The organism is Acrocarpospora sp. B8E8 (assembly GCF_039871605.1).
Taxonomy (GTDB): Bacteria; Actinomycetota; Actinomycetes; order Streptosporangiales; family Streptosporangiaceae; genus Acrocarpospora; species Acrocarpospora macrocephala.
Map to the genome: position 1 here is coordinate 24,201 of NZ_JBDPLV010000061.1, position 25,053 is coordinate 49,253.

The following is a 25,053-nucleotide window of genomic DNA, read 5'->3' on the forward strand; positions in this document are numbered from 1 at the left end:
ATCGGGGCTGCTCAGGTCGGATCGAGCGCGGATCCAGGGCGGATACACGGTGGTCTACCGAACGGTACGACACCCGACCCGTTAAGGTCCCGTGTGGGCGGGAATTGCCAAAACCGGCGCGAAAAAATCAGAGGGGATCGAGCAGTTGAGCAGCGCAAGCCTTGAGTGGAGCGACCTCGATCGGCGGACCGTCGACGTGGTGCGGGCCCTGGCGATGGACGCGGTGGAGAAGGCGGGTTCCGGCCATCCCGGCACCGCGATGAGCCTCGCCCCCGCCGCTTACCTTCTTTTCCAGAAGACCATGCGACATGACCCGTCCGACCCGACATGGGTGGGCAGGGATAGATTCGTCCTTTCGTGCGGGCATTCCAGCCTGACGCTTTATATACAGCTCTACTTGTCCGGGTACGGCTTGACGCTGGACGACCTGCGCGGCCTGCGCCAGTGGGACAGCCTCACCCCCGGCCACCCCGAGCACGGCCACACGGCCGGCGTCGAGACCACCACCGGACCGCTCGGCCAGGGCATCGGCAACGCGGTCGGCATGGCCATGGCGGCCCGCCGCGAGCGCGGCCTGTTCGACCCGGCCGCCGAGCCCGGCGCCTCCCCCTTCGACCACCACATCTGGTGCGTGGCCTCCGAGGGCGACATCGAGGAGGGCATCAGCCACGAGGTCAGCGCCCTGGCCGCGCACCAGCAGCTGGGCAACCTGACCGTGCTGTTCGACTCCAACCACATCTCGATCGAGGACGACACCACGATCGCCCTCTCCGAGGACGTGGTCGCCCGCTACGAGGCGTACGGCTGGCACACCCAGACGGTCGACTGGACCGAGACCGGGGAGTACGTGGAGAACGTCCACGCGCTCAACGAGGCCCTGGAGGCGGCCCGCGCCGAGACCGAGCGGCCCTCGTTCATCCGGCTGCGCACGATCATCGGCTGGCCCGCCCCGCACAAGCAGAACACCGGCAAGATCCACGGTTCCGCGCTGGGCGCCGACGAGGTGGCCGCCACCAAGCTGGTGCTGGGCATGGACCCGGAGCAGCACTTCGCGGTCCCGGACGACCTCCTGGAGCACGCCCGCCACGTGGTGGACCGGGGCAGGGCCGCGCACGCCGAATGGGAGAAGTCCTACCTGGAGTGGCGGGACGCCAACCCGGACCGGGCCGCGCTGTTCGACCGGATGGCCACCAGGACCCTGCCCGACGGCTGGTCCCTGGCGCTGCCGGGCTTCGAGGTGGGCTCCTCGATCTCGACCCGCAAGGCGTCCGGCGAGGTGCTGTCCGCGCTCGGCCCGGTCCTGCCCGAGCTGTGGGGCGGCTCCGCCGACCTGGCCGAATCCAACAACACGACGATGAAGGGCCAGCCGTCCTTCATCCCCGAGGAGTTCCAGACCAAGGAGTTCCCCGGCAACCCGTACGGCCGGACGCTGCACTTCGGCATCCGCGAGCACGGCATGGGCTCGATCCTCAACGGCATCGCCCTGCACGGCGGCACCCGGCCGTACGGCGGGACGTTCCTGGTGTTCAGCGACTACATGCGCCCGGCGGTCCGGCTGGCCGCGCTGATGAAGCTGCCGGTCACCTACGTGTGGACGCACGACTCGATCGGCCTGGGCGAGGACGGCCCGACCCACCAGCCGGTCGAGCAGCTGTGGGCGCTGCGCGCCATCCCGGGCCTGGACGTGGTCCGGCCGGCCGACGCCAACGAGACGGCCGCCGCCTGGCATGCCGTGCTGGAGCACAAGGACCGCCCGGCCGCGCTGGCGCTGACCCGGCAGAACCTGCCCGTCTACGCGGGCACCGGCGACGCCACCAAGGTCGCCAAGGGCGGCTACATCCTGGCGGAGGCCTCCACCGGGCAGCCCGAGGTGCTGCTCATCGGCACCGGCAGCGAGGTGGAGCTGGCCGTGGAGGCGCGCGAACTGCTGGAGGCGGAGGGCATTCCCACCCGGGTGGTGTCGATGCCGTGCGTGGAGTGGTTCCACGCGCAGGATCTGGCCTACCGGACGACCGTGCTGCCGCCGGCGGTGAAGGCGCGGGTCGCGGTCGAAGCGGGGATCGCGCTGGGCTGGCGGGAGTTCGTGGGAGACCATGGGAACGTGGTGAGCCTGGAGCACTTCGGCGCGTCCGCGCCGTACAAGACCCTGTATCAGCAGTTCGGCCTGACGGCCGAGCGTGTGGTGGCCGCGGCCAAGGGCAGCATCGCGAAGCTGGGCGGCGACCCCGGCGAGACGACGGGAAACTAGACATGAGCGAGAACCTCAACAAGCTGACCGGTTTCGGGGTGTCGATCTGGCTGGACGACATCAGCCGGGACCGGCTCAAGAGCGGGAACCTGGCCGCGCTGATGCGCGACAAGCGCGTCACCGGGGTCACCTCCAACCCGACGATCTTCGCGGGCGCGCTCAGCAAGGGCGACGCCTACCGGACGCAGCTGCACGACCTGGCCATCCGCAAGGTCTCGGTGGACGAGGCGGTGCGGGCGATCACGACGTTCGACATCCGGTGGGCGGCCGACGTGCTGCGCCCGGTCTACGACGCGACCGGCGGCGGGGACGGGCGGGTCTCCATCGAGGTGGATCCCCGGCTGGCCAGGGACACCGCGGCGACGATCGCCGAGGCGCGGGCGCTGTGGTGGCTGGTGGACCGGCCCAACCTGTTCATCAAGATCCCGGCCACCGTGGAGGGGCTGCCCGCGATCACGGAAGCTCTGGCGGAGGGCATCAGCGTCAATGTCACGCTGATCTTCTCGCTGGAGCGGTACCGCGCGGTCATGGACGCCTGGCTGACCGGCCTGGAGCAGGCGCAGGCCAAGGGCATCCCGCTGGCCGGGATCGAGTCGGTGGCCTCGTTCTTCGTGAGCCGGGTGGACACCGAGGTGGACGCGCGGCTGGACAAGATCGGGACGCCGGAGGCGCTGGAGCTGAAGGGCAAGGCCGCGGTGGCCAACGCCCGCCTGGCGTACGCGGCCTTCGAAGAGGTCACCAACACGCCGCGGTGGCAGGCGCTGCGCGCGGCCGGAGCGCGGCCGCAGCGGCCGCTGTGGGCCTCCACCGGCACGAAAAACCCGGAATATCCGGACACGCTGTACGTGGACGAGCTGGTCACCGCCGGGACCGTGAACACGATGCCGGAGAAGACCCTCAACGCCGCCGCCGACCACGGCAAGATCTCCGGTGACACCATCCGGCCCTTCTACGAGCAGGCCTGGAACGCCATGGCCGCGCTCAAGGAGATCGGCATCGACTACGACGACGTGGTTCGCGTCCTGGAGGACGAGGGCGTCGAGAAGTTCGCGGCGTCCTGGCAGGAGCTGCTCAACACCGTCCAGGCCGAGCTGGGGAAGGCCTGATCATGACCGTTGAGGTGTTTCTGGGCGACGCCGCCGGCGCCGTCCAGGACGTGAAGGCCCAGCTGGTCGCGGACGGGGTGCCCGCGGCGCTGGCGGCCGGGGACGCCACGCTGTGGGGTCCGGACGCGCGTGCCGAGGCGGAGATCCGGCTCGGCTGGCTGACGCTGCCGCGGACCAGCAGGGAACTGCTGCCGGAGATCGTCAAGCTGGTGGAGCGGGTGCGGGCCGAAGGGCTCGACCACGTGGTGCTGGCCGGGATGGGCGGCTCCTCGCTCGCCCCCGAGGTCATCTGCGCCACCGAGGACGTGCCGCTGACCGTGCTGGACACCACCGACCCCGGGCAGGTGCGGCGCGCTCTGAGCGACCGGCTCGACCACACGATCGTGGTCGTCTCCAGCAAGAGCGGCGGCACGGTCGAGACCGACAGCCACCGCCGGATCTACGAGCAGGCGTTCCGGGACGCCGGGATCGACCCGGCCGAGCGGATCGTGGTCGTCACCGACCCGGGCTCGCCGCTGGAGAAGGCCGCCGCCGAGGCCGGCTACCAGGTGCTCCTGGCCGACCCCAACGTGGGCGGCCGCTACAGCGCGCTGACCGCGTTCGGCCTGGTGCCGAGCGCGCTGGCGGGCGCGGACGTGGAGCGGCTGCTCGACGACGCGGCCGCCGTCCAGGGCTCGCTGGCCCAGGACGAGGGCAACCCCGGCCTGGAGCTGGGCGCGCTGCTCGGCGCGATGGCGCTGGCCGGGAAGGACAAGCTGATCCTGCGCGACAGCCTGTCCGACATCAACGGCCTGCCCGACTGGATCGAGCAGCTGATCGCCGAATCCACCGGCAAGTCCGGCACGGGCATCCTGCCGGTGGTCGGCGCGGAGGCGGCCGAGGCGCAGGACCAGTTCGTGGTCAACATCGGCGCCGAGGGCGATATCCGGGTCGAAGGACCGCTGGGCGGGCAGTTCCTGGTCTGGGAGTACGCGACGGCGATCGCCGGGCGAATCCTGGGCATCGACCCGTTCAACCAGCCGAACGTGGCCGAATCCAAGGAGAACACCGCCAAGATCCTGCAGGCGGCTCCGGAGATCGGCGCGCCGCTGCTGGTCGACGGCCCGGTCGAGGTGTACGGCGAGCTGCCCGGGCACCCCAGGAACCTGGCCGACGCGCTGACCGCGCTGCTGCACGCGATCCCGTCCGAGGGGTACCTCGCGATCATGGCGTATCTGGACCGGGAGGCGGCCTTCGACGCGGCGGCGCTCGGCTCCCGCGACTTCGAGCGGACCGCCGAGGCCTGGGCCGCCGCCGACGTGGCCACGCTGCGGTCGCTGCTGGACTACCGGACCACGCACGCGGTCACCTTCGGGTGGGGGCCCCGGTTCCTGCACTCGACCGGGCAGTATCACAAGGGCGGGCCGCAGGTCGGGGTGTTCCTGCAGATCACCGGTGCGGTTTCCGACGATGTGGCGGTGCCGGGCAAGCCGTACACGCTGGGGCAGTTGCAACTCGCGCAGGCCCTGGGAGACATCGGGGCGCTACGGTCCCGTAACCGGCCTACCCTACGGTTGCATCTGACCGATCGGGAGGCTGGGGTCGCCCATCTGCTCGCCGTCGCCGAGGAGCTCTGAGCAATGGCACGCAACACTGGGGGCAAGGAGGCGGCCGCGATCTCGGAAGAGGCGCATACGGCCGCGGCCGCGGTGGCGGCCACCGCCACCACCGCGGAGGTGTTCGAGAACAATCCGCTGCGTGACCCCCGGGACAAGCGGCTGCCGCGCGTCGCCGGGCCGTGCGTGCTGGTGCTGTTCGGGGTGACGGGGGACCTGGCCAAGCGCAAGCTGCTGCCCGCCATCTACGACCTCGGCAACCGGGGGCTGCTGCCGCCCGGGTTCTCGCTGGTCGGGTTCGCCCGGCGGGACTGGGCGCATGAGGACTTCGCGCAGGTGACGTACGAGGCGGTCAAGCAGTACGCGCGCACCCCCTTCCGGGACGAGGTCTGGAAGCAGATCTGCGAGGGCATCCACTTCTGCCCGGGCGAGTTCCACGACGAGGGCGCGTTCGACGTGCTCGCGATGATGCTCAAGGAGATCGACGAGACCCGCGGCACCGGCGGCAACTACGCCTTCTACCTGTCGGTCCCGCCCAAGTTCTTCCCGACCGTGGTCGAGCAGCTCAAGCGCACCGGCCTGGCCCAGGCCCCCGAGGGCTCCTGGCGCCGGGTCGTGATCGAGAAGCCGTTCGGGCACGACCTGAAGAGCGCGCAGGAGCTGAACGCGATCACCAGCGCGGTCTTCCCGGAGAGCTCGGTCTTCCGGATCGACCACTACCTGGGCAAGGAGACCGTCCAGAACATCCTGGCGCTCCGCTTCGCCAACACGCTGTACGAGCCGATCTGGAACCGGGGTTACGTCGACCACGTGCAGATCACCATGGCCGAGGACATCGGGATCGGCAGCCGGGCCGGATACTACGACGGCATCGGCGCGGCCAGGGACGTCATCCAGAACCACCTGCTCCAGCTGCTGGCGCTGGTCGCGATGGAGGATCCGACCTCCTTCGACGCCCATTCGCTGCGGCGCGAGAAGGAGAAGGTGCTCAAGGCGGTCCGGCTGCCCGACGATCTGGGCCTGGGCACCACCCGCGGCCAGTACACGGCGGGCTGGCAGGGCGGCGAGTCGGTCATCGGCTACCTGGAGGAACAGGGCATCCCGGCCGACTCCATGACCGACACCTACGCGGCGATCCGGCTGGAGGTGGCCAACCGCCGCTGGGCGGGCGTGCCGTTCTACCTGCGCGCCGGCAAGCGCCTCGGCCGCCGGGTGACCGAGGTGGCCGTGGTGTTCGAGCGGGCGCCGCACCTGCCGTTCAGCAAGGACGACACCGAGATCCTCGGGCAGAACGCGCTCGTCATCCGGGTTCAGCCGGATGAGGGCATCACGGTGCGGTTCGGGTCGAAGGTGCCGGGCACGGCCATGGAGGTCCGGGACGTGTCGATGGACTTCGCCTACGGCGAGTCGTTCATGGAAAGCTCGCCTGAGGCGTACGAGCGGCTGCTGCTGGACGTGCTGATCGGCGATCCGCCGCTGTTCCCGCACCAGCGGGAGGTGGAGCTGTCCTGGCAGATCCTCGACCCGATCGAGGAGTACTGGGCGACGCACGGCCGTCCCGAGGGGTACCCGGCCGGAACCTGGGGCCCCCCGTCGGCCGACGCCATGCTGGCCCGCGACGGACGTGTCTGGAGGCGGCTGTGACCAGCTTCAACCTGACCGACACCCAGGCGTCGAAGATCTCCTCGACGCTCACCAAGCTGCGCCACCAGATGGGCGCGCCCGCCGTGGGCATGGTGCTCACGCTGGTCGTGGTCTGCGACGAGGCCGGGCAGTACGACTCGGTCCGCGCCGCCACCGACGCGGCCCGCGAGCACCCGTCCAGGATCCTGGTGGTGATCGGGCGCGACCCGAACGAGCCCAACCGGCTCGACGCGGAACTGCGGGTCGGCGAGTCCTCCCCCGGCGAGGTGGTGCTCCTGCGCCTGTACGGCCAGCTGACCAAACACGCCGAGTCGGTGATCAGCCCGCTGCTGCTGACCGACACGCCCGTGGTGGTCTGGTGGCCGGGCGCCAGCCCCGAGGTCCCCGCCGAGGACAAGGTCGGCAAGCTGGCCAGCCGCCGCATCACCGACGCGCACGCGGCCAAGGACTCGGTGAAGGCGATCACCGGGCGGTCCGGCGGTTACGTGCCCGGCGACACCGACCTGGCGTGGACCCGGCTGACGACCTGGCGCTCGCTGCTGGCCGCGGCGTTCGACCAGAACGTCGGCAAGGTCAAGAAGGGCATCGTGGAGGCGTCCCCCGGCCACGCCAGCGCCGTCCTGCTGGCGTCGTGGCTGTCGGAACGCCTCGGGGCGCCCATCCAGGTGGGCGAATCCTCCGGTCCCGGCCTTACGGCGGTGCGGATGACGCTGGCCTCCGGCGGCGACCTGACCCTGACCCGGTCGGACGCCCGCCTGGCCACACTGTCCCGCCCCGGCCAGCCGGACCGCCGGGTGGCGCTGGCCCGCCGCCCGACCTCGGAGCTCATCGCCGAGGAGCTCCGGCGCCTGGACCCCGATGAGATCTACGCCTCGGCCCTCCGCCATCTGGCCATCGGCACGAAGTGAACGTGAGGCCGGGTCTCCGGGCCCGGCCTCCGGTTATCAGGTGGCCGTCCGCCGCCAAGCTAAGGAAGAACTCGTGAGTGGTCCGAACGTCCTCGTGCACCAGAACGCCGACGTGCTGGCGGAGGCGGTGGCCGCCAGGCTCATCACCCGCCTGGTGGACGTGCACGCCGCCCGCGGCTCCGCCCACCTCGTCCTCACCGGCGGCACGCTCGGCATCGCCACCCTCGCCGCCGTGGCGGCCACCGCCGCCCGGGACGCGATCGACTGGCGGAACCTCGACCTGTGGTGGGGCGACGAACGTTTCCTGCCCGCCGGCGATCCGGAACGCAACGAAACCCAAGCCCGCGAGGCGTTGCTCGACCAGGTCGACCTGACCCCGTCCCGGATCCACCCGATGGCCCCCTCCGACTCCGGCCAGAGTGCCGAGGAGGCCGCCGACTCCTACGCCGCCGAACTCGCCAAAGCCGCCTACCCGGAGGACCACGGCCCCGTGCCGTCCTTCGACATCCTCCTGCTCGGCCTCGGCCCCGACACCCACGTCGCCTCCCTCTTCCCCGGCCACCCGGCCCTCTACGAGGAGGAACGCTCCGTGGTGGCCGTCCACCACTCCCCCAAACCCCCGCCCACCAGAATCTCCCTCACCTTCCCCGCCATCCAGGCCGCCCGCGAAGTCTGGGTCGTCGCCGCGGGCGCGGAAAAGGCCCGCGCCGTCCACCTGGCCCTCACCGCGGGCCGCCTCCAAGCTCCCGGCGCCGGAGCCCGTGGCCGCCAGCGCACCCTCTTCCTCCTCGATCGCACCGCCGCGGCCGAGATCCCCGCGGGCCTCGGCCGCATCGCCTCACCCTGACGCCTTTCCGATAGGCCTCGACCGCGTCGGCAGCGGCTGTGCGATGCTGGGTGCGTGACGCTGGAGGACCTCGTCCGGCTGCGCCGGGCCCGTGACACGATGGACCGCGACTACGCGAAGCCGCTCGACGTTCCGGCGCTGGCGCGCGTCGCCGTCATGTCGCCGGGCCATTTCTCCCGCAGCTTCCGCGCCGCCTTCGGGGAGACGCCGTACAGCTATCTGATGACGCGCCGGATCGAGCGGGCCAAGGCGCTGCTGCGGCGGGGTGACCTGTCGGTGACGGAGGTCTGCTTCGCGGTCGGATGTACCTCGCTGGGGTCGTTCAGCTCGCGGTTCACCGAGCTGGTCGGCGAGAGCCCGAGCTCATATCGGGCCCGCAGCCATGACGAGGGCGCCGCCATCCCCGCCTGCGTCGCCAAGATCTTCACGCGACCGGTCAGGAACGGAGAAGCGAAGCCCGCTGACCGGCCCGTATCGTGAAACGCATGGACATCAAGCTTTCAACGTGCTTCATCGCAGTCGACGACCATGACAAGGCGATCGCCTTCTACCGGGACGTTCTCGGCTTCGAGGTGCGCAACGACGTCGGGTTCGAGGGGATGCGCTGGGTGACCGTCGGGGCGCCGTCGCAGCCCGACGTGGACATCGTCCTCGAACCGCCCCTCGCGAACCCGAACGCCTCGCCCGCCGACAAGGAGGCCATGGCGGAACTGCTGGCGAAGGGCCAGCTGCGCGGTGTCATCTTCAGGACCGACGACTGTGACGCCACCTTCGAGCGCATCAGCGCAGCGGGCGCCGAGGTGCTGCAGGAGCCGATCGACCAGCCGTACGGCGTCCGCGACTGCGCCTTCCGCGATCCCTCCGGCAACATGCTGCGCTTCAACCAGCCGCGCAAGCGGTGAGCTCCGGTCCCGCGAACCGGGCGCTTCATGGGGCGATTGCCTGTCGTTGATCCCTCCCGGACATCCGGGCCTCCGGAGTAAACCCTTCGACGAGATCGCGCAAAAGCAGGATTTTTCGGGGGTTCTGGGGCGTCGGAGCCATAGAGGGCCACGCGAAGGAGGGGTGGTATGGCAGTGATCACGAAGTATCGGCCGGGGATGCCGTGCTGGGTGGATCTGTCGACTGTGAATGTCGATGAGTCGGTCGGGTTCTATGGGCAGATCTTCGGCTGGACCATCGAGTTCGACGAGATCGGCGGCTACGGCCAGTTCTACCGCCGGGACAAGTCCGTCGCGGGGATCGGCTCGACCATGGGCCCCGAGTCGCCCACCCTGTGGAACATCTACATCGCCACCGATGACGCGGCGAAGAGCGTCGAGCTGGCCAGGGAAGCCGGGGCGAACGTCGTGGCCGAGCCGATGGAGATCACGGGTGAGGGGACCGTGGCCGTCTTCCAGGATCCGACCGGCGCGTACGTGGGGGTCTGGCAGGCCGACCAGCACGAGGGCGCCGAGCTGATCAACGAGCCGGGTTCGGTCAACCTGTTCGAGCTGGTGACCAACGACGTGGAAGAGGCGAAGAGCTTCTACGGGAAGGTTTTCGGGTGGACTCCCGGAATCCCGGCGAAGCAGTACACGCCCATGTTGTCCGAGGGCAGCCCGGTCGCCGGGATGCTCGGCATCGACGACCGGTTCCCGGCCGAGATCCCGCCGCGCTGGCTCGTCTATTTCGGCACCGCCAACCTCGACGCCACCATCGACCAGGCGCTCGGCCTCGGCGGCAGAGTGCTGCTCGGCCCGGTCGACGTGCCCGGCACCGGCCGTTTCGCGGTCTTTGGCGACCCGATGAACGCACCCTTCGCCGCCTGGCAGGCCGCCTGACCGCGCCATGGGCGCCCCCATACCGGAGTCAGCGGGAGGTAGCGCGGCGGCGGGAGACCGCCAGCGCCGAAACCAGCGTGACCGCGCCGAGTGCGAGCCATGCCGTCTTCGGCACGTCCTCGATGCCGACCTCGATCTCCGAGGGCCAGGCGCCCATATGTCCGTGGACGGTGATTCGGGACCCGTGTAGTCGGATCTTGTCGAAGGTGAAGAGGAATGTGCCTACCGGCGAAGAGACCTTCATGGGTGTCCGATCCGTAGGGTCGTCGGGACGTGGTCACGGGGAGCGCGCTGCTGAAGGGCCAGGGTGGCCGCCTGGATGCCCGCCTCGATCGGGGACCAGCCGGGCTCGTCGTCGGCCAGGTCCTGGGCGAAGATCACTCCCGGGCGGTCGAGCACGGCTCCGTCGACGTTGCGGTACGGGACATGGCCGTCGGCGAGCACGAGCGAGTCGCACACCCGCGTCCAGGTGCGTTCGCCGTCGGAGACCTCGATCGACTGGATCCTGGGCGTCCCCAGCGTGCGTACGACCCGGACACCGGGCAGGACCTCGGCGGTGGCCGGGAAGTCGAGCCACGGCGAGCCGAGAACCGTGCACGCTCCGGCCCTGAGGGCTTCGACGGCGACCTCCCTGGCCCATCGCCCGGCGCCGAGTATCACCACATTCCGCCCGAGGATGACCCGTCGCGCCAGCAGGTGGGCCGCGACGGTGGCCGGGATCACTCCCCCGGTGCGCGCGCCGTCCACCCGTGATTCCGCCCGGGTCCGGGGACGATGACCGGTGGCGACGACCAGCGCGTGGGCCGGGTGGAGCCCGCCGGACTGGCCGATGGCCAGCAGCCGGTCCCCCTCCCACCGCACCGCCTGCGTCCCGGCGGCGAACTCGACGCCTCGCGCCTCCGCCCTGGCCCGCAGGTCGACGTGCGCGCGATCCTCCCAATGTTCACCCCCGATGACGGGCAGCCGCTCGAACACGGTGACGCGGGCTTCCCGTCCGAGCGCCGCGGCGCAGGCCAGCCCGGACAGGCCGGACCCGGCGACGACGATGTGCGCCGGTTCAGGCACCGCCGACCCCCCATTCCGAACCCGGCTCGCCCTGCGGGACGTTCCACGGTTCATATCCGTGCTGGACGGACAGGATGAATCCCACCCCGACCGAGCAGTAGGCGCCCTGGCAGCGTCCGGCCATGGCGCGGGTGCGTTTGCGTACGCCGTCGAGTGATCGGGCCGGCACGGCGCCCGTGCAGGCCGCCTGGATCTCGGCGGCGGTCACGTGCTCGCACGCGCACACCACCGTCGAATTCGCGAGCGAGGCCGCGTCCGCGCTGGACAGCTCGGCCAGGCGGGGGACGCGCGGGAGCCGTACCCGCGAATCCGGGCGCGGGGTCAGCGGGACGCCGATGGATTCGAGCAGCGAGCAGACCAGGTCGGCGACCGCCGGGGAGGACTGCACGCCGGTCGAGCGGATCCCGGTCGCGTGCACGAGGTTCGGGACCTGGGCGGACACCTCGATGCGGTAGGTACGGTCGGCCGCCGGGCGCAGGCCCGCGAAGACCTTGATGACGTGGTCGCGGGACAGGGCCGGGATCAGGTTGCCGGCCCGCCGCCAGATCCAGTCGAGCGTCTGCTCGTCGGTGGTCTTGTCGGTCTTATCGGTTTCGTCGGTGGCGGTGGGCCCGACCAGGACCGTCCGGTTCGTGGTCGGCACCGCGAGGACGCCGCGGGTGTGCTCGGTCGGGATGGTCGTGAGGATCTTGGTGATTCGTTCGCCGACCGCCCGGTCGAGCAGGAGGAACATGCCCTTGCGCGGCCATATCTCGAACGATTCGGCCTTGGCGGCGCGGGCGATCACGTCGCCGTTGACGCCGGCCGCGTTGACGACCGCGCCGACCGCGAAGGTCTCCCCGGGGGTCACGACGTGGGTGATGCGCCCGTCCCGATCGTGCAGGAAGCCGGTGGCCGGGGTCGAGCAGCGCAGCTCGACCCCGTTGGTGACGGCGAGCCGGGCCCGGCCGATGGTCAGCCGGATCGGGTCGACGACGGCCTCGCCGGGCACGTGCAGGGCGGCCAGCGCGTCCGGGGCCATCCCGGCGGCGGTTTCGCGGAGCCGCGCGCCTTCGAGCACCTCGAACCCGGCGCCCGCGTTGGCGGCCTGTTCGGCGAGTTTCTCCACTTTCGCGAGGTCGTCCTCGTCGAACGCGAACGAGAGGGAGCCGACCCGCTCGAACGGGACGTCGAGGGCTTCGCAGGTCGACTCCCAGGTGTCGCGCGAGGCCAGGACCAGATCGGATTCGAGCGTTCCCGTGGGCATGTCGTAGCCGGTGCCCGCGATGCCGGAGTTGGCCTTCGACGCGCCTTCGGCCACGTCGTGGGCGGCTTCGAGCCACAGGACGCGCAACCGGCAGCGCGACAGCCGCGCCGCGATGGCGGAGCCGATCACTCCGGCCCCGATGATGGCGACGTCATAAATCAACGGGAGACCTCGAGTTCACTGGGATCGATGCCGCGCGTCGCGGCGACGAAACGGCGCCAGCGGGCCCGGTGCTCCTCCCGCCAGGCGGCGTCGCGGCGCGGCTCGACCGGCGGGTGGAACGCGGCCCGGGCGGCGAGCCCGGGCAGGTCGAGTTCACCGGCCCCCATGGCGGCGAACCCGGCGACTCCGGCGGCGGTGCTGTCCCGGTTGACGGCCGGGAGGATCGCGCGCCCGCACAGGTCGGCCTGGAGTTGCAGCAGGGTGGCGCTGGCGCTCAGACCGCCGTCGACGCGCAGCGCCTCGGGCGGGTCCTGCTCCCGTTCGACGGCGTCGATCACGTCGGCGACCCGGTTGGCCACTCCCTCGAGCACGGCGCGGGCGATGTCGGCGGGGGTGGTCGAGGCGCGCAGGCCGGACAGCACGCCCGCCGCGCCGGGACGCCACCAGGGCGCGCCGACGCCGCTGAAGCTCGGCAGGAACATGGTCCCCGGATTCCCGCCGGCGGCCAGCGCGCTCACGGCGGCGGCGTCCGGGGCGAGCCCGAGCGAGACCAGCCAGTCGACCGCCGTCGCGGCCGTGAACACGCCGCCTTCGATGGCCCACGCCCTGGTCTGGCCCATCGACCAGGCGAACGTCGGCATCAGGCCGTTTCCGGGCCGCCGGGGTTTGGGTCCGGCGTTGGCTTCGATGAAGCAGCCGGTGCCGTACGTGATCTTGACGTCGCCGGCGCTGATGCCGCCGACGGCGGCCAGCGCGGCCTGCTGGTCGCAGGAGCTCGCATAGAGCGGCGCGCCGAGGCGCGTCGGCAGCGGCTCGCTGACGATCGTGTCCACGATGCGAGGGAGCGTGCGGATATCTATCCCGTACGCCCCTGCGCAGCCTTCGTCGAATTCGAGCGTGTCGAGGTCCATCAGCTGGGTCCTGCTGCCGGTGGATGGATCTGTGATGAACTCGCCCCCGGTGAGGTGGTAGATGAAGAAACTGTCGAGCGTGCCCACCGCGAGATGCTCGGCGGCCTCCTGGACGGCGGGAAGGTTCCGCAGCATCCAGGCGATCTTCCCCGCCGAGAAGTACGGATCCAGCGGCAGACCGGTGCGTTCCTCCAGTTCGTGCTGCTGCGGCGTACCCGCCATCGGCTCGACCACCTCGGTCGCCCGCCGATCTGACCAGAGGATCGCCGGAGACAGCGGCTCCCCTGTCCTGCGGTCGAAGGCGATCACGCTCTCGCCCTGGTTCGCCAGCCCGATCCCGGCCAGTTCGGCGCCGCCCTCGACCCGCGCGAGGGCTTCGGCGACGGTGTCCTCGATGGCCGCGAGCAGCGCCAGGCCGTCCTGCTCGTCCCAGCCGGGACGCGGATGCGACGTGGCCGATCGCCGCCGCGCCGACGCCACGCAGCGGCCTTCCTCGTCGTAGAGCCCGGTGAAGGTGCTCGTGGTCCCCTGGTCGACGCCCGCGTAGACACGGATGCTCATTTCGCGCGTTCTCCTTCGTGAAGCAATCGCCGCGGAGCCGTGAACCGGAGAACGGCCCACCAGATCAGGCCACTCGCGAACACCCCGGCCGCGACCAGCGCCGGTTTGTGATTCTCCTCGCGGCCGATCACCAGGACCAGTATCAGCACGGTCCACGCGCACGCGCCCAGCGCCGCCGCCAGATCGAAGCGCCCCAGCGAGAAGGCTCCGGGCATGACGGGGAAGCGTGATCTGCGGAACAGGTAGGCCACGCTGATCACGCCGTACACGCCGACGGGGATGAGCACGGAGGCGATGAGGTCGCTGAACGTGGTGAACCCGACGATGACCACGATCTCGATGAGCGTGGCGAGCATGATCGCGTTCGCGGGCGTGCCGGACGCCTTCTGGACCCGGTGGAAGATCGAGCTGCCGGGGAAACGGTTGTCGCGGCTGATCGCCCAGATCAGGCGGCTGGCCACCATGGTCTGCAGCATGCTGTTGGCGAAGATCGCGATCGCGACGAAGACGATGAAGGTGTTGCCCAGGACCGAGCCGAGCCGATCCTGGGCGATGTGCCCGACCGGGGAGGCGGCCGCGCCGATGGCGGCCCAGTCGCCCTGCCCGGCCACGGTGACGCCGATGAGGAACAGCAGGCCCATGAGGGCCGCCGCGACCGACGCCCGGATGATGCCGAGCGGCACCGCGCGCTGCGGGTTCTGGGTCTCGTCCGCCAGCGCCGCGGCGGAGTCGAAGCCGGTGAAGGTGAAGGCGCCGAGCACGACCGTGCCGGCGAAGGGTCCGAACAGCGCCCAGTAGCCGGACGCGTCCACCGGGGAGGTCGAGGTCAGGTTGTGCACGCCCTCGCCGCCTCCGGAGGCCAGCCCGACGGCGACGAGAACGATCCCGAAGGCGGCGACCGACACCAGTTCGGTCCACACCGCCAGGTTGTTAGCACGCTGTCGTCCTGCTGCAGTGGCTGGCCCATCGCGTGACCTCCGCGAAGTAGGATCAATGCGACAGATTGAATCAGCTTCAATCACGAGAGACAACGCTTTGAGCGAAGATGAGCGATCGGCTGGGGTTCGATCGACGGCGGAGCGCCGCGCCGAAGAGCGCTACGCGCACGTTCTGGACCTGCTCGCGCGGCAGGAGACCGCGTCACTGGACGAGATCCAGGCGGTCGCCGCCGCCAGCCCGGCCACCGTGCGCCGCGACCTCGCGGCTCTGGAAGGCCAGGGCCTGATCCGGCGCACCAGGGGCGGCGCGTCCCTGGTCCCCGTCGCCAGCACCCTGGACGAGACGTTCACCCTCCGCCGCCGCCGCAACGCCCGCAACAAGGGCATGATCGCCGTCGCGGCGGCCGAGCTGATCCCCACCGGTTCGGCCCTGTTCATCAACGACGGCAGCACGACCTTCGCGCTCTGCGAGGAACTCGCCAGCCGGGGCGACCCCCTCTGGGTAGCCACCACCGCCCTGAACGTTGCCGAACGCCTGGCCGGCGCCGGCGTCTTCGAGGTGATCGTCATCGGCGGCACCCTGCGCGGCTCCTCCTTCGCCACCAGCGGCCCGATGGCCACCGCCGCCCTCGACCAGTTCACGGCCGACTTCGCCGTGATCGGCTGCGACGGCCTCGACCTCGAATCCGGAGTCCGCTGGAACAGCCTCGTCGACGCGGAGGTCGCCCAGGTGATGGTCCGCCGCGCCACCCGCACCATCGTCGTCGCCGACTCCAGCAAATTCGACCACCGCGCCCGAGTAGGCACCCTCAACTGGGACGCCGTAGACGATTTGGTAACCAACTCCATCACCGACGAATGGTCCAAACACCTCGAATCAGCGGGCGTCCGCGTCACCCTCGCGTCCGAGTAGACCTCAGGCGCCTTCGTCGTCCTCGGCAGAAGGGCCACAATCCGGCCATACCAGACCAGGCGGGTACGGATATCGGTATACGTCGCATGTCCGATGTTCACCGGCGACCTGGTCGCCTACTGTTTCGATGAGGGTGCCTATGACTACCGGATCACCTCCTACCATGCAGTCCACACCAGTTCGGTCCTGTCGGTGAACACCACCGACAGGACCAACGGGATCCCCTGCTGAAAGGCCGAGCGTGCGCACCGAGGTCACGCTGTCAGGATGGCGGTTCTTCGTCGAGCCGTTGCCCGAAGGCCTCCTGCGTATCGGCGATGGGCCCGCTCTGCGACCCGACAGGATCACAATCACCGACCTAGATGAGGTGGCTCAGCGTCGGGCGGCGGCCATCGCGGTGATGGGACATCGCCAGCACGCTCACCGAGTCAACTGGGCTCACTGGTCGCGCACCACCTTGGTGTGGGGCCTCCACCCTGGAGATGTACGCGTGGAGGTGGTCAGCTGGGTGCGGATTCCCCAGGCGTTGATCGTCCACCGTCTCGGCCCCCAATTCTGGGTGGCCGAAGCGATGGGCCGTTTCCGCCACCTGGCGGTACACGCCGGCAACCTCCCCGAAGTTCGAATCCCAGGGCGCCCCCGCACGCGCCCTCGGCTGACCCGCCTGCGGCGATGGGGAAACGATGAGCCATCAGCCCCATTGCGCTAGACCAGCACGGCAGATCCTTGTCAGAGGGTTTCCGGAGCAGTCGAAGTCCTTCGGGCGGTTACTGGCCGCCGGCGTCTACGACGAGCAGGACGGCAAGCACAGCCGGGAGGCGGCTGTGTTCGCCTACGCGGTGAAGGTGATCTGTGGCGACGGCATCGCCCCGATCCGCCACGGTCCCGGCACCGCAACGTGCGGGCCCGAGAATGGTCCCGTGTATCGCGGGCCCGGTGAGTGTCCCACCTGAGTCGTACCGGCTGACCTCGGGATATGGTTGTTATGTGTTGGTTGGAACGTCAGGCTGGCAGTACGCGGACTGGCGGGGGGTTCTCTATCCGCCCGGCCTCGCGCAGAAGCGGTGGCTGGAGCGGTATGGCGAGTGCTTTCAGACGGTGGAGAACAACGGGACCTTCTACCGGCTGGCGGGGCGGGAGACCTTCGAGAGCTGGCGGGAGCGTACGCCAGACGACTTCGTGATGGCGATCAAGGCGAGTCGTTACCTCACCCATGTCAAGCGGCTCGCGGATCCGAAGGAACCGGTCGAGCATCTTCTGGCCGCGGCCGACGGGCTGGGCGGCAAGCTCGGGCCGGTCCTGCTGCAGCTCCCGCCGACGCTGCACGCCGATCCGATGGCCCTGGCCGACTGCCTGAGCTGCTTCCCCTCGGGGGTACGCGTCGCCGTGGAGCCACGTCATCCCTCCTGGTGGACCGACGAGACCCGGGACGTGCTCGAATCGAACGCCGCCGCCCTGTGCTGGAGTGATCGGCTCGGCCGCCCTCAGACGCCTCTGTGGCGTACCGCCGATTGGGGTTATCTCCGCTTCCATGAGGGAGGATCGGCCAACTTCCCGTCGTACGGGGACACCGCCTTCCGCTCGTGGTTGACCCGCCTCGACGGACTCGACGACGCCTACGTCTACTTCAACAACGACCTGACCGGCGCGGCCGTCCGCGACGCCGTGCGCTTCGCGCATCTGGCCCGGAATCGTGGACACATGGTGAGCAGAACCGAGCTGTGATCTCACACCTTCTCTACTCGGGCGGGGACGTGTTTGTGCCACGGGGTTCCGGCGTGAGGGTCGCGGGCGGCTGAGGCGGTGAGTTCGTTGGGGGCGGCTCCGGTGGTGGCGGGAGTGCCGGGGTAGGTGAGGCCGAGGCCGTTGGGGAGGGAGATGTGGCCGGGTAGCAGGGTTTCGGTGATTTCGATGGGGACTTGCACGGTGCCCTGGCGGGTGGTGACGCGGGCGGGGGAACCGTTGGCGAGGCCCAGGGTGGCGGCGTCGGCGGGGTTGATGCGGAGGCTGCCGGAGGGGTCGCGTCTGCGCCAGGCGGGGTCGCGGAAGATGGTGTTGGCGGTGAAGGCGCGGCGTTCGCCGGCGGAGAGGACGAAGGGGTAGTCAGGGTCGTACGGAGGGCCGTCGCCGAGGGAGGCGATCTCGGCGAGGAGGTCGGGGAGGGCCAGGTGGATCCTGCCGTCGGGGGTGCCGACGCGGGTCAGGCCGTCACCGGGCTCGTCCAGGGTGAACACGATCCCGGAGGGGCTGGCGAGGATGGCGTCGAACAGGTTGTCGCCGAGGGCCAGTCCTTCGCCGTCGATTCCGGCTCGGCGGACGGCGGCGGGGTGGGCCAGGGCGACCTTGTGGGCGAGCGCCCAGAGAGAGGCGGCCGCGGCGGCGCCGCCGGGGAGGGCCGGGCCGAGGGTCCGGTAGAGGATGACGGGCGCGATCTTGGCCACGGCGGGGTCGGCGAGGGCGTTCAGGAAGGCGGCGGCGAAGGCGGGTCGGCCTTGGGCCAGGGCCTCGCGCAGGGGCGTGACGTCGGGGACGGCGTCGATGGCTTCGCAGAGGCGGGCGTGGATCTCCGGTTCGGGGAGCAGGTCGGAACCGGGCGGAGGGTCGAGGACCGGACGGCGCAGGTGGAAGTAGTTGGCGGGCGTCTCCAGGTTGAAGAACGTGGCCTCCCACTTCTCGAACTGGGAGGGGGCCGGGAGGACGTAGTCGGCCAGGCGGGCGGTCTCCGTCATGGCGACGTCGATGACGACCAGCAGGTCGAGGGCGTTGAGCGCCTCGCGCATACGACGGGAGTCGGCCAGCGAGTGCGCGGGGTTGGCGGTCTCGACGAGCATGGCGCGATAACGTCTCGGATCCTCGGTGAGGATCTCGTCGGCGATGACGTTACAGGGGACCAGGCCGGAGATGATCCGGGCGCCCGCCACGGGGCTGAACCGGTCCGGGCGTGACCCCCAGTGCGTGAACGTGACCAAAGGGGCGAACAGGATCGGCGGGTTGTTGGTGCCGGGGCGGCCGACGTTGCCGGTCAGCGCCCAGATCAGCGTGTCGAGGTAGCTGTTGACGGTTGAGTGCAGGGTCATCTGCACGCCGAGATCCTCGTGCACGGCCACCGAGCTGGCGGCGGCGACGCGGCGGGCGGTTCGCCGGATCAAAACCTCGTCCACTCCGGCGACGTCGGCGTACCGGCCGATCGGGACACGGCCGAGCACGTCGCGCACCTCGTCCAGGCCGGTGGTGTGGGCGGCGAGCCAGTCGTGCGGCAGCAGGTCCTCCTGGACCAGGGTGGCGGTGAGCGCGGCCAGCAGCCAGGCGTCGGTGCCGGGTTTGGGGCGAAGGTGGATGTCGGCCAGTTCGGCGGTCTCGGTGCGGCGGGGATCGATGACGATCAGGCAGCGGTCCGGATCGCGGGCGATCTCGCGGAGGGCCGGGCGGGCACGCGGGATGCCGTGCGACTGCCAGGGGTTCTTGCCGATGAAGAGCGCGACCTCGCAGTGGTCGAAGTCGCCGGTGGCGACGTTGCCGAGCATGCGGTCGCCGACCCAGAACTGGCCGGTCTTCTCCTGGGCGAGGGCGTTGGACCGGTAGCGGGCACCGAGGGCGCGCATGAACGACCCGGCGTAGGAGCCGCCGAGGTGGTTGCCCTGCCCGCCGCCGCCGTAATAGAAGATCGTCTCGCCGCCGTGGGCGTCGCGGGTGGCGGCGAAGGCGGCGGCGACCTCGCGGATCGCGGTGTCCCAGTCGATCCTCTCGAATCCGCCGTCGGGGCGGCGGCGGAGCGGGTGGGTCAGCCGGTCGGCACCGTTCTGGTAGTGGTCGAGCCGGAGCGGCTTCTCGCAGGTGTAGCCCTGCGAGGACGGATGCGCCTTGTCACCGCGTATGCGGTCGAATCTCCGGCCGTCCAGCTTGATCTCGATGCCGCAGTTGCAGGCGCACAACACGCAGGCCGTCGAATGCCACTCCATGCTCGCCTCCTGAGTTCACAAGATGAACCCAGACTACCGAACAAACCTCTACTTGTCCCGGCCCACCGATCCCTTTCCCGTACGGCTCGCGCCAGCTCGCAAGCCCAATTCCGATTCCGCGGGCCGCGCCGGGCACCACGCGAAGTGCGCATCCCTCACACACAGCGCTCCCGCAGCGCCCCTTTGCAGCGCCCCCGCAGCGCTTTCGCATGAATCCTCACCCCCAGCAGGGGACAGCACTGACACACCACGAAGGACAACACCACATTGCTGACAATTCGTACATAAGCGAATACGAAGAGTTGAGAATCGAACGTGTGAGCGATATCATGAAGGAGGTCGACCGGCCGATCCAAGACAGGAGGTGGTCCGCGGTGATGACTGATCGTCCTGGCTGTTCTGATCATCCTGATCCGGGTTTGGCCGCAGCGGCGATACGGGAACTGCTGCGCCGGGCCGAGGCGCTCACCGCCGCCGACTCGCCCGTGCCCTCCGACGCCGAGACGGCGATGGCCGAGATCGTGGCCTGGTCGCGGGTGATCGACCGGGCCGAGGCCGCGATCGCGGTCCGGCTGGCCGTGGCCGATGCCGGCAAAGGCCACCAACTGTTCGGGCGGCGTTCGATCGGGGCGTGGCTGGCCGCGGCCACCGGTTCCCGTGCCGCCCGGGCGGGGGAGCGGGTCACTCTGGCCCGCCAACTGTCGCGGCTGCCGGATCTGGCCGCGCGGCTGGCCGAGGGCAGCCTGCCGTTCGGGGCCGCGGCGGCGGTCGCCTCAGCGGTCCGGCCTCTGGATGACGATGAGGCTCGGCTGGCCGAGCCGATCCTCCTCACCCTGGCCGCCGATCCGGCCGCCACCGTCGAAGATGTCACCCGGGCCGGTCAGGTGCTCCTGGAGACCGTCGACCCGGGCGGCAGGCTGGCCCGCGCCGCCGCCCGCACCGAACGCCAGCACCTCAACATCGCCGCCACCCTGGACGGGATGGGCCGCCTCACCGGCCTGCTGGACCCGGAACTGACCCTGCAGTTCCAAACCTGGCTCGAACCCCTGGCCGTCAAGAACGGCGCCGAAGACGGGCGTGATCACGGGCGGCGGATGGCCGACGCCCTGGCCGTGCGCCTGTCGCAGGGTGGGCGACGCACCGTCATGCACGTCTCGGTCACCGAACAGACCCTCACCGGCGAAAGCGAGGATCCAGCCTATCTGCAGGACGGCACCGCCATCCCAGCCGCCGACGCCCGCCGCATGGCCTACACCGCCGACCTACGCCGCGTCCTGCGCGACACCGACGGCGCCCTCCTAGACCTGGGCCGCACCCGCCGCCTGGCCTCTGCCGACCAGCGCGAAGCCATCCTCGCCCAATACACCACCTGCGCCCGCGAAGGCTGCCACATCCCCGCCTACCTCTGCGAAATCGACCACATCCAACCGTGGCACCCGGTCGGCCGCACCGACCTGGCCAACCTCGCCCCCCTGTGCACTCCGGACAACAAATGGAAATCCCGCCACCCCGACCGGGTCGACATCATCGACCTAGGCAACGGCACCGTGGTGATGCGCTTCCACCGCCACCCCAAACTCCACCCCCGCAAACAGCCCAGTCAGCAGCACCGCCAACCCCAGCAACCCGGGCAACCGGGCCGCTCCTGGCAGCCCCAACAACCCGGGCAGCCCGGACAGCCCGGACAGCAAGCACCCACAACCCCGACTGCAACCCCGGCCGCGTCCGGGGCACCACAGCCAACCCCGGCCCCGCCCAGGGCGTCACACCCGACTCCGGCATGGCCCGCAATACCGCACCCAACCGCGGCATGGCCCCCACCAGCCCCGCACCCAACCCCGGCCTCGCCCGGGAGATCGCACCCGACCCCGGTCACGTGTCCGACTCCACACCCGGCCCCTCGCCGGGCGGACGACGCACGCCTACAGGCAGACCGGGCAACCTCACCCCCCACGAGCGCGACTAAATCATCACCATGGGTGCGGAGACAGTGACCAACAGAAGATCGCAAGGACCCACAGAAGATCACGAGCTGATCGCCATCGGGTCGCCCGCGTGTTCGAGCAGGCTGTGAGCATGGAATCCTCGATCGTGTGGAAGCGTTCGCCACGAAGGGGCCGGTCGTTCTCGCACTCTCGCCGAGTTCGGGCCTCCGCTATGAGGACGCCCCACCGAGGTCTGCCTGCCATACCGAAGCCCGGGGCGGGACATCGTCACGGCTCCGGCCTTCGCGGGGAAATAGGTCCCGATATCCGACAGGAAGTGGCAGCCACCTACAGGCCGACCGACGAGCAGATCCGGGACAATTACGCCCATCGCGCGATCCGCGCCCTCGCCGGACGTGCGAACGCCAGCTCGAGTTTCAAGGTGTTGCGGAACCCAGCAATTGTCCGTGGAGGATCGGTGACATCGTTCGATGCCGCGCTCGTGTTCTTCCACCAACAGCTCAGCTCTACCAGCAGCACAGAGCACTGCCCGGCCATCGAAAATCACTCAACGTAGTCGCGGCCCGAATGTGTCGCACGACGCCTCTTCTACGGGTCCCGGACGGTTTTGCTCGCGGCGGCAGCGGCCCGGGCGCGGGCGGCCTCGGCGGTGCGTCGGGCGCGCGACTCGTCACGTTGCGCCGCATCAGCCCGTTTGGCCGCCAGCGCGAGTTTCGCCCGCGCGTCGGTCAGCTTGGCCTCCAGTTCCGCTAGTTTCGTCTCCAGGGCGGTCACCTTCCCGGCCCGCCGATCCCTTTCCTGTACGGCTTGCGCCAACTCGCGTGCCCAATCGGCGTGGATCGCCTCCGACTCCGCGGCTTCGCGTTCCGCTGCCGCGGCTGCCTCGGCGAGTTCCCGAGCCCGGCGCTCCCGCTGCGCTTCGAGGTCGACGGTCTTGTTCCGGCCGGTGGGGCGTGCGGCCCTCGGTCGGTCCGTGACGGGGGCGGGGGCGAAACCGCTGTAGGCGAGGGCGGTGGTGAGGGTCGCCTGCCGTACCTGGGTGGCGGCTTCGGCGTCGACCACGGCTGCGTCGAGAGTCTGTTCCACCTCGGTGAGGGTGGTGAGGCGCTGGCCTGAGGAGGCGGCCAGGTCGGCGATCAGGCGGGCGACGCGGGCGGTGAGGGGGGTTCTGCGGGCGGAGAGGGCGGTGAGGGTCTTGGCGTCCTGGTCCTGCCAGGCTCGGCGTAGATCCTCGCCCAGGGCGAGGAGTTCGGCGAGCTCTGGCGGATTCTGGCGAGCGAGCTGGTTCACGGCCCAGGCGACGACGGTGGGGCGGCGGAGTTTGCCGATCTCGCGGGCCAGTGTGGCGTTTCCTGCGGCTTTGACCTCTTTGGCGAGGGCGTCCCTGGCGGCGGTGAATTCGGCGGGAGGCAGCGCGTAGAGGGTGTCCGCGGCGTCATTGAGATCCACGTACCGACATATACCCAGTCGCGATATATCTCTGGCAGATTGTCAGGTATGGCGGATCCTTCCTTCCCGCGCGACGATCTGCGCGCGACCATCGCGGCGAGGCGCGATCTCGGCCCCGAGTACGAGGCGGCGCTGACCGAGTCCTTCCTCAACCGGATCGAGGCCACCATCGCGGCCCAGGTCGCGGCCGAGGCCTCCCGGCGGATGCCGAACCCCAAAGAGCGGGCCCGGGAGGACCGCGCGGAGGGCGGACGCGCGCTCGGGCTGGCCCTCGGCTCGCTCGGCATCGCCATCCCGCTGACGGCGGGCGCGGCCATCGGCGCCGGCCTGCCGGGGATCATCACCGCCTGGAGCGGCATCGTCCTGGTCAATTTCGCGTACGCGCTGGGGCGGCACCGTCGCCACTGACATGTGATTTGCTCTAAGGGTGACCATGCTCAAAGGGACCCGGCTGGTCCTGCGGCCCATCGCGGGCGAGGACGCGGCCTGGCTGCTGACGCACTGGAGCAGGCCGGAGGTCCGGCGGTTCCTTTTCGACGACGAGACCGTCTCGGCGGAGCTGGTGGCGGAGATCCTCGACGAGAGTGACGACGACTTCGCGCGACATGGGTACGGGTTGTGGCTGCTGCTGGAGGGGGACGCGGCGGTCGGGGTGTGCGGGTTGCGGGCGATGGATGACGGGGCCGAGCTCCTTTACAGTGTAGATCCATTGCATTGGGGGCGTGGGCTGGCCAGCGAGGCGGCGCGAGCCGTACTCGATCATGTGGGGCCGATCGAGGTGGTCGCCGAGACCGACGCGGGGAACGTGACCTCCGAGCGGGTCGCGACCGCGCTCGGACTGCGGCTGGAGTCGGAGCGGCCGGGGCCGAACGGCGTGCTCAAACGGTTCGTCCGGCCCGGGTCGTAGGGGCCTCAGCTGGCCTGGGCGGTCGGCATGATCGTGACCTGCTGGAGGTTCACTCGGGGCGGAAGGGTGGCGATGAAGGCGATGACCTCGGCGATGTCCTCCGGGGTCAGCCACTCGATCGTCTTCTTGGAGCCTTCCAGCCACTGCAGGGCGCCCTCGTCGGTGACATGATTCTGGAGTTCGGTGCCGACGATGCCGGGCTCGATCGCGGCGACGCGGACCTTCTTGGGGCCCAGCTCGACGCGCAGGTGCCGGGACAGATGCGTGACATACGCCTTGGTCGCGGAGTAGACGGCGAAGTTCGGGAAGATGTTCTCCGCGGCGATCGACGCGGTGTTGATCAGGTCGGCGACGCCGTGTTCCGCGCCCGCCTCGACGAGTTGCGGGACGAACGCGCCGATGACATTCATCAGGCCGGTGACGTTCAGGTCGATCTGTTCCTGCCACTGGTCGGTGCGCAGTTCCTCGATCGGCGCGGGGAGCATCACGCCCGCGTTGTTGAACAGCAGGTCGGCGCCGCCCAACTCGCCCGCCACCCGGTCGGCCACCGCGCGTACAGCTCCGGCGTCGGTGACGTCGACGGCCATCGCGACCGCGCTGCCGTCACTCTTGGTGATCCGCTCGACCAGGCTGTCCAGCCGGTCGGCGCGGCGGGCCAGGAGCGCGACCGTGGCACCCAAGCCCGCCAGGCGCTCGGCCGACGCCTCGCCGATGCCGCTGGACGCGCCGGTGATGACCGCCACCCGGCCCTCCAGAGGCTGGGAATCCGTGTGCGTGGACATCGTCGTCCCACCTTTCTGAGCAGCTGAAAGGGTCCAGTTCCAT

The 25,053-nt window shown here is 70.2% G+C and carries 25 protein-coding genes; 17 read left to right on the plus strand and 8 right to left on the minus strand.

Annotated elements, in window-relative coordinates; translation table 11 throughout:
• The first annotated feature begins 136 nt into the window (after positions 1-136).
• From tkt to ABGB08_RS40925, 9 genes are all read left to right on the plus strand, one after another.
• Positions 137-2,248 (plus strand): transketolase, encoded by a 2,112-nt coding sequence (gene tkt / locus ABGB08_RS40885; protein ID WP_347602016.1) that lies wholly within the window; start codon positions 137-139, stop codon positions 2,246-2,248.
• 2 nt (positions 2,249-2,250) lie between these two features.
• Positions 2,251-3,354 (plus strand): transaldolase, encoded by a 1,104-nt coding sequence (gene tal, locus ABGB08_RS40890; protein WP_347601936.1) that lies wholly within the window; start codon positions 2,251-2,253, stop codon positions 3,352-3,354.
• 2 nt (positions 3,355-3,356) lie between these two features.
• Positions 3,357-4,970: a glucose-6-phosphate isomerase gene (locus ABGB08_RS40895; protein ID WP_347601938.1), complete on the plus strand. Its 1,614-nt coding sequence runs from the start codon at positions 3,357-3,359 to the stop codon at positions 4,968-4,970.
• Between the two features lie 3 nt (positions 4,971-4,973).
• On the plus strand, positions 4,974-6,593 hold the full coding sequence (gene zwf, locus ABGB08_RS40900) for a glucose-6-phosphate dehydrogenase (RefSeq protein ID WP_347601940.1): 1,620 nt from the start codon (positions 4,974-4,976) through the stop codon (positions 6,591-6,593).
• A complete protein-coding gene (locus ABGB08_RS40905) occupies positions 6,590-7,501 on the plus strand; it encodes a glucose-6-phosphate dehydrogenase assembly protein OpcA (protein ID WP_347601942.1) in 912 nt (303 codons plus the stop codon). The genes zwf and ABGB08_RS40905 overlap by 4 nt, the downstream gene beginning before the upstream one ends.
• Before the next feature lie 73 nt (positions 7,502-7,574).
• On the plus strand, positions 7,575-8,348 hold the full coding sequence (pgl, locus tag ABGB08_RS40910) for a 6-phosphogluconolactonase (protein WP_347601944.1): 774 nt from the start codon (positions 7,575-7,577) through the stop codon (positions 8,346-8,348).
• A gap of 99 nt (positions 8,349-8,447) precedes the next feature.
• Complete coding sequence (locus tag ABGB08_RS40915; RefSeq protein ID WP_347602018.1) at positions 8,448-8,828, plus strand: helix-turn-helix transcriptional regulator; 381 nt, start codon at positions 8,448-8,450, stop codon at positions 8,826-8,828.
• 5 nt (positions 8,829-8,833) lie between these two features.
• Positions 8,834-9,250, plus strand: coding sequence for a VOC family protein (locus ABGB08_RS40920; RefSeq protein WP_347601946.1), 417 nt, complete (start codon positions 8,834-8,836; stop codon positions 9,248-9,250).
• Positions 9,251-9,418: 168 nt separating this feature from the next.
• Complete coding sequence (locus ABGB08_RS40925; RefSeq protein ID WP_347601948.1) at positions 9,419-10,171, plus strand: VOC family protein; 753 nt, start codon at positions 9,419-9,421, stop codon at positions 10,169-10,171.
• Between the two features lie 28 nt (positions 10,172-10,199).
• Here the strand turns inward: ABGB08_RS40925 and ABGB08_RS40930 are convergent, their stop codons facing one another.
• From ABGB08_RS40930 to ABGB08_RS40950, 5 genes are read right to left on the minus strand one after another with little or no spacing between them, the layout of a single operon-like run.
• Positions 10,200-10,415, minus strand: coding sequence for a hypothetical protein (locus ABGB08_RS40930; protein WP_347601950.1), 216 nt, complete (start codon positions 10,413-10,415; stop codon positions 10,200-10,202).
• Positions 10,412-11,236 (minus strand): FAD-dependent oxidoreductase, encoded by an 825-nt coding sequence (locus tag ABGB08_RS40935; protein WP_347601952.1) that lies wholly within the window; start codon positions 11,234-11,236, stop codon positions 10,412-10,414. The genes ABGB08_RS40930 and ABGB08_RS40935 overlap by 4 nt, the downstream gene beginning before the upstream one ends.
• Positions 11,229-12,644, minus strand: a complete 1,416-nt coding sequence (locus tag ABGB08_RS40940) for an NAD(P)/FAD-dependent oxidoreductase (protein ID WP_347601954.1) — start codon at positions 12,642-12,644, stop codon at positions 11,229-11,231. The genes ABGB08_RS40935 and ABGB08_RS40940 overlap by 8 nt, the downstream gene beginning before the upstream one ends.
• Positions 12,641-14,116: an FGGY family carbohydrate kinase gene (locus tag ABGB08_RS40945; RefSeq protein ID WP_347601956.1), complete on the minus strand. Its 1,476-nt coding sequence runs from the start codon at positions 14,114-14,116 to the stop codon at positions 12,641-12,643. The genes ABGB08_RS40940 and ABGB08_RS40945 overlap by 4 nt, the downstream gene beginning before the upstream one ends.
• Positions 14,113-15,138 (minus strand): amino acid permease, encoded by a 1,026-nt coding sequence (locus tag ABGB08_RS40950; RefSeq protein WP_347601958.1) that lies wholly within the window; start codon positions 15,136-15,138, stop codon positions 14,113-14,115. Before ABGB08_RS40950 ends, ABGB08_RS40945 begins: the two co-directional genes overlap by 4 nt.
• A 13-nt stretch (positions 15,139-15,151) precedes the next feature.
• Between ABGB08_RS40950 and ABGB08_RS40955 the strand changes: the two genes are divergently transcribed.
• The 4 genes from ABGB08_RS40955 to ABGB08_RS40970 all read left to right on the plus strand — a co-directional run bounded on the left by ABGB08_RS40955 (position 15,152) and on the right by ABGB08_RS40970 (position 17,692).
• Positions 15,152-15,967 (plus strand): DeoR/GlpR family DNA-binding transcription regulator, encoded by an 816-nt coding sequence (locus tag ABGB08_RS40955; protein WP_347601960.1) that lies wholly within the window; start codon positions 15,152-15,154, stop codon positions 15,965-15,967.
• 93 nt (positions 15,968-16,060) lie between these two features.
• The gene (locus tag ABGB08_RS40960) at positions 16,061-16,198 is read left to right on the plus strand and encodes a hypothetical protein (RefSeq protein WP_347601962.1); all 138 of its coding nucleotides are present in this window, start codon (positions 16,061-16,063) and stop codon (positions 16,196-16,198) included.
• 452 nt (positions 16,199-16,650) lie between these two features.
• Positions 16,651-16,920, plus strand: a complete 270-nt coding sequence (locus ABGB08_RS40965) for a hypothetical protein (RefSeq protein ID WP_347601964.1) — start codon at positions 16,651-16,653, stop codon at positions 16,918-16,920.
• 34 nt (positions 16,921-16,954) lie between these two features.
• Complete coding sequence (locus ABGB08_RS40970; protein WP_347601966.1) at positions 16,955-17,692, plus strand: DUF72 domain-containing protein; 738 nt, start codon at positions 16,955-16,957, stop codon at positions 17,690-17,692.
• Positions 17,693-17,694: 2 nt separating this feature from the next.
• On the opposite strand, the gene ABGB08_RS40975 is transcribed toward ABGB08_RS40970, so the two are convergent.
• A complete protein-coding gene (locus ABGB08_RS40975) occupies positions 17,695-19,926 on the minus strand; it encodes a molybdopterin-dependent oxidoreductase (RefSeq protein WP_347601968.1) in 2,232 nt (743 codons plus the stop codon).
• 377 nt (positions 19,927-20,303) lie between these two features.
• Between ABGB08_RS40975 and ABGB08_RS40980 the strand changes: the two genes are divergently transcribed.
• On the plus strand, positions 20,304-21,920 hold the full coding sequence (locus tag ABGB08_RS40980) for a DUF222 domain-containing protein (protein ID WP_347601970.1): 1,617 nt from the start codon (positions 20,304-20,306) through the stop codon (positions 21,918-21,920).
• 268 nt (positions 21,921-22,188) lie between these two features.
• A complete protein-coding gene (locus ABGB08_RS40985; protein ID WP_347601972.1) occupies positions 22,189-22,428 on the plus strand; it encodes a hypothetical protein in 240 nt (79 codons plus the stop codon).
• 32 nt (positions 22,429-22,460) lie between these two features.
• Here the strand turns inward: ABGB08_RS40985 and ABGB08_RS40990 are convergent, their stop codons facing one another.
• Positions 22,461-23,321, minus strand: a complete 861-nt coding sequence (locus ABGB08_RS40990) for a hypothetical protein (protein WP_347601974.1) — start codon at positions 23,319-23,321, stop codon at positions 22,461-22,463.
• Between the two features lie 48 nt (positions 23,322-23,369).
• On the opposite strand from ABGB08_RS40990, the gene ABGB08_RS40995 reads away from it, so the two are divergent.
• Positions 23,370-23,729, plus strand: a complete 360-nt coding sequence (locus ABGB08_RS40995) for a hypothetical protein (RefSeq protein WP_347601976.1) — start codon at positions 23,370-23,372, stop codon at positions 23,727-23,729.
• A gap of 25 nt (positions 23,730-23,754) precedes the next feature.
• Complete coding sequence (locus tag ABGB08_RS41000; RefSeq protein WP_347602020.1) at positions 23,755-24,228, plus strand: GNAT family N-acetyltransferase; 474 nt, start codon at positions 23,755-23,757, stop codon at positions 24,226-24,228.
• A 5-nt stretch (positions 24,229-24,233) separates the two neighbouring features.
• Here the strand turns inward: ABGB08_RS41000 and ABGB08_RS41005 are convergent, their stop codons facing one another.
• The gene (locus ABGB08_RS41005; RefSeq protein WP_347601978.1) at positions 24,234-25,010 is read right to left on the minus strand and encodes an SDR family oxidoreductase; all 777 of its coding nucleotides are present in this window, start codon (positions 25,008-25,010) and stop codon (positions 24,234-24,236) included.
• Positions 25,011-25,053: the final 43 nt, after the last annotated feature.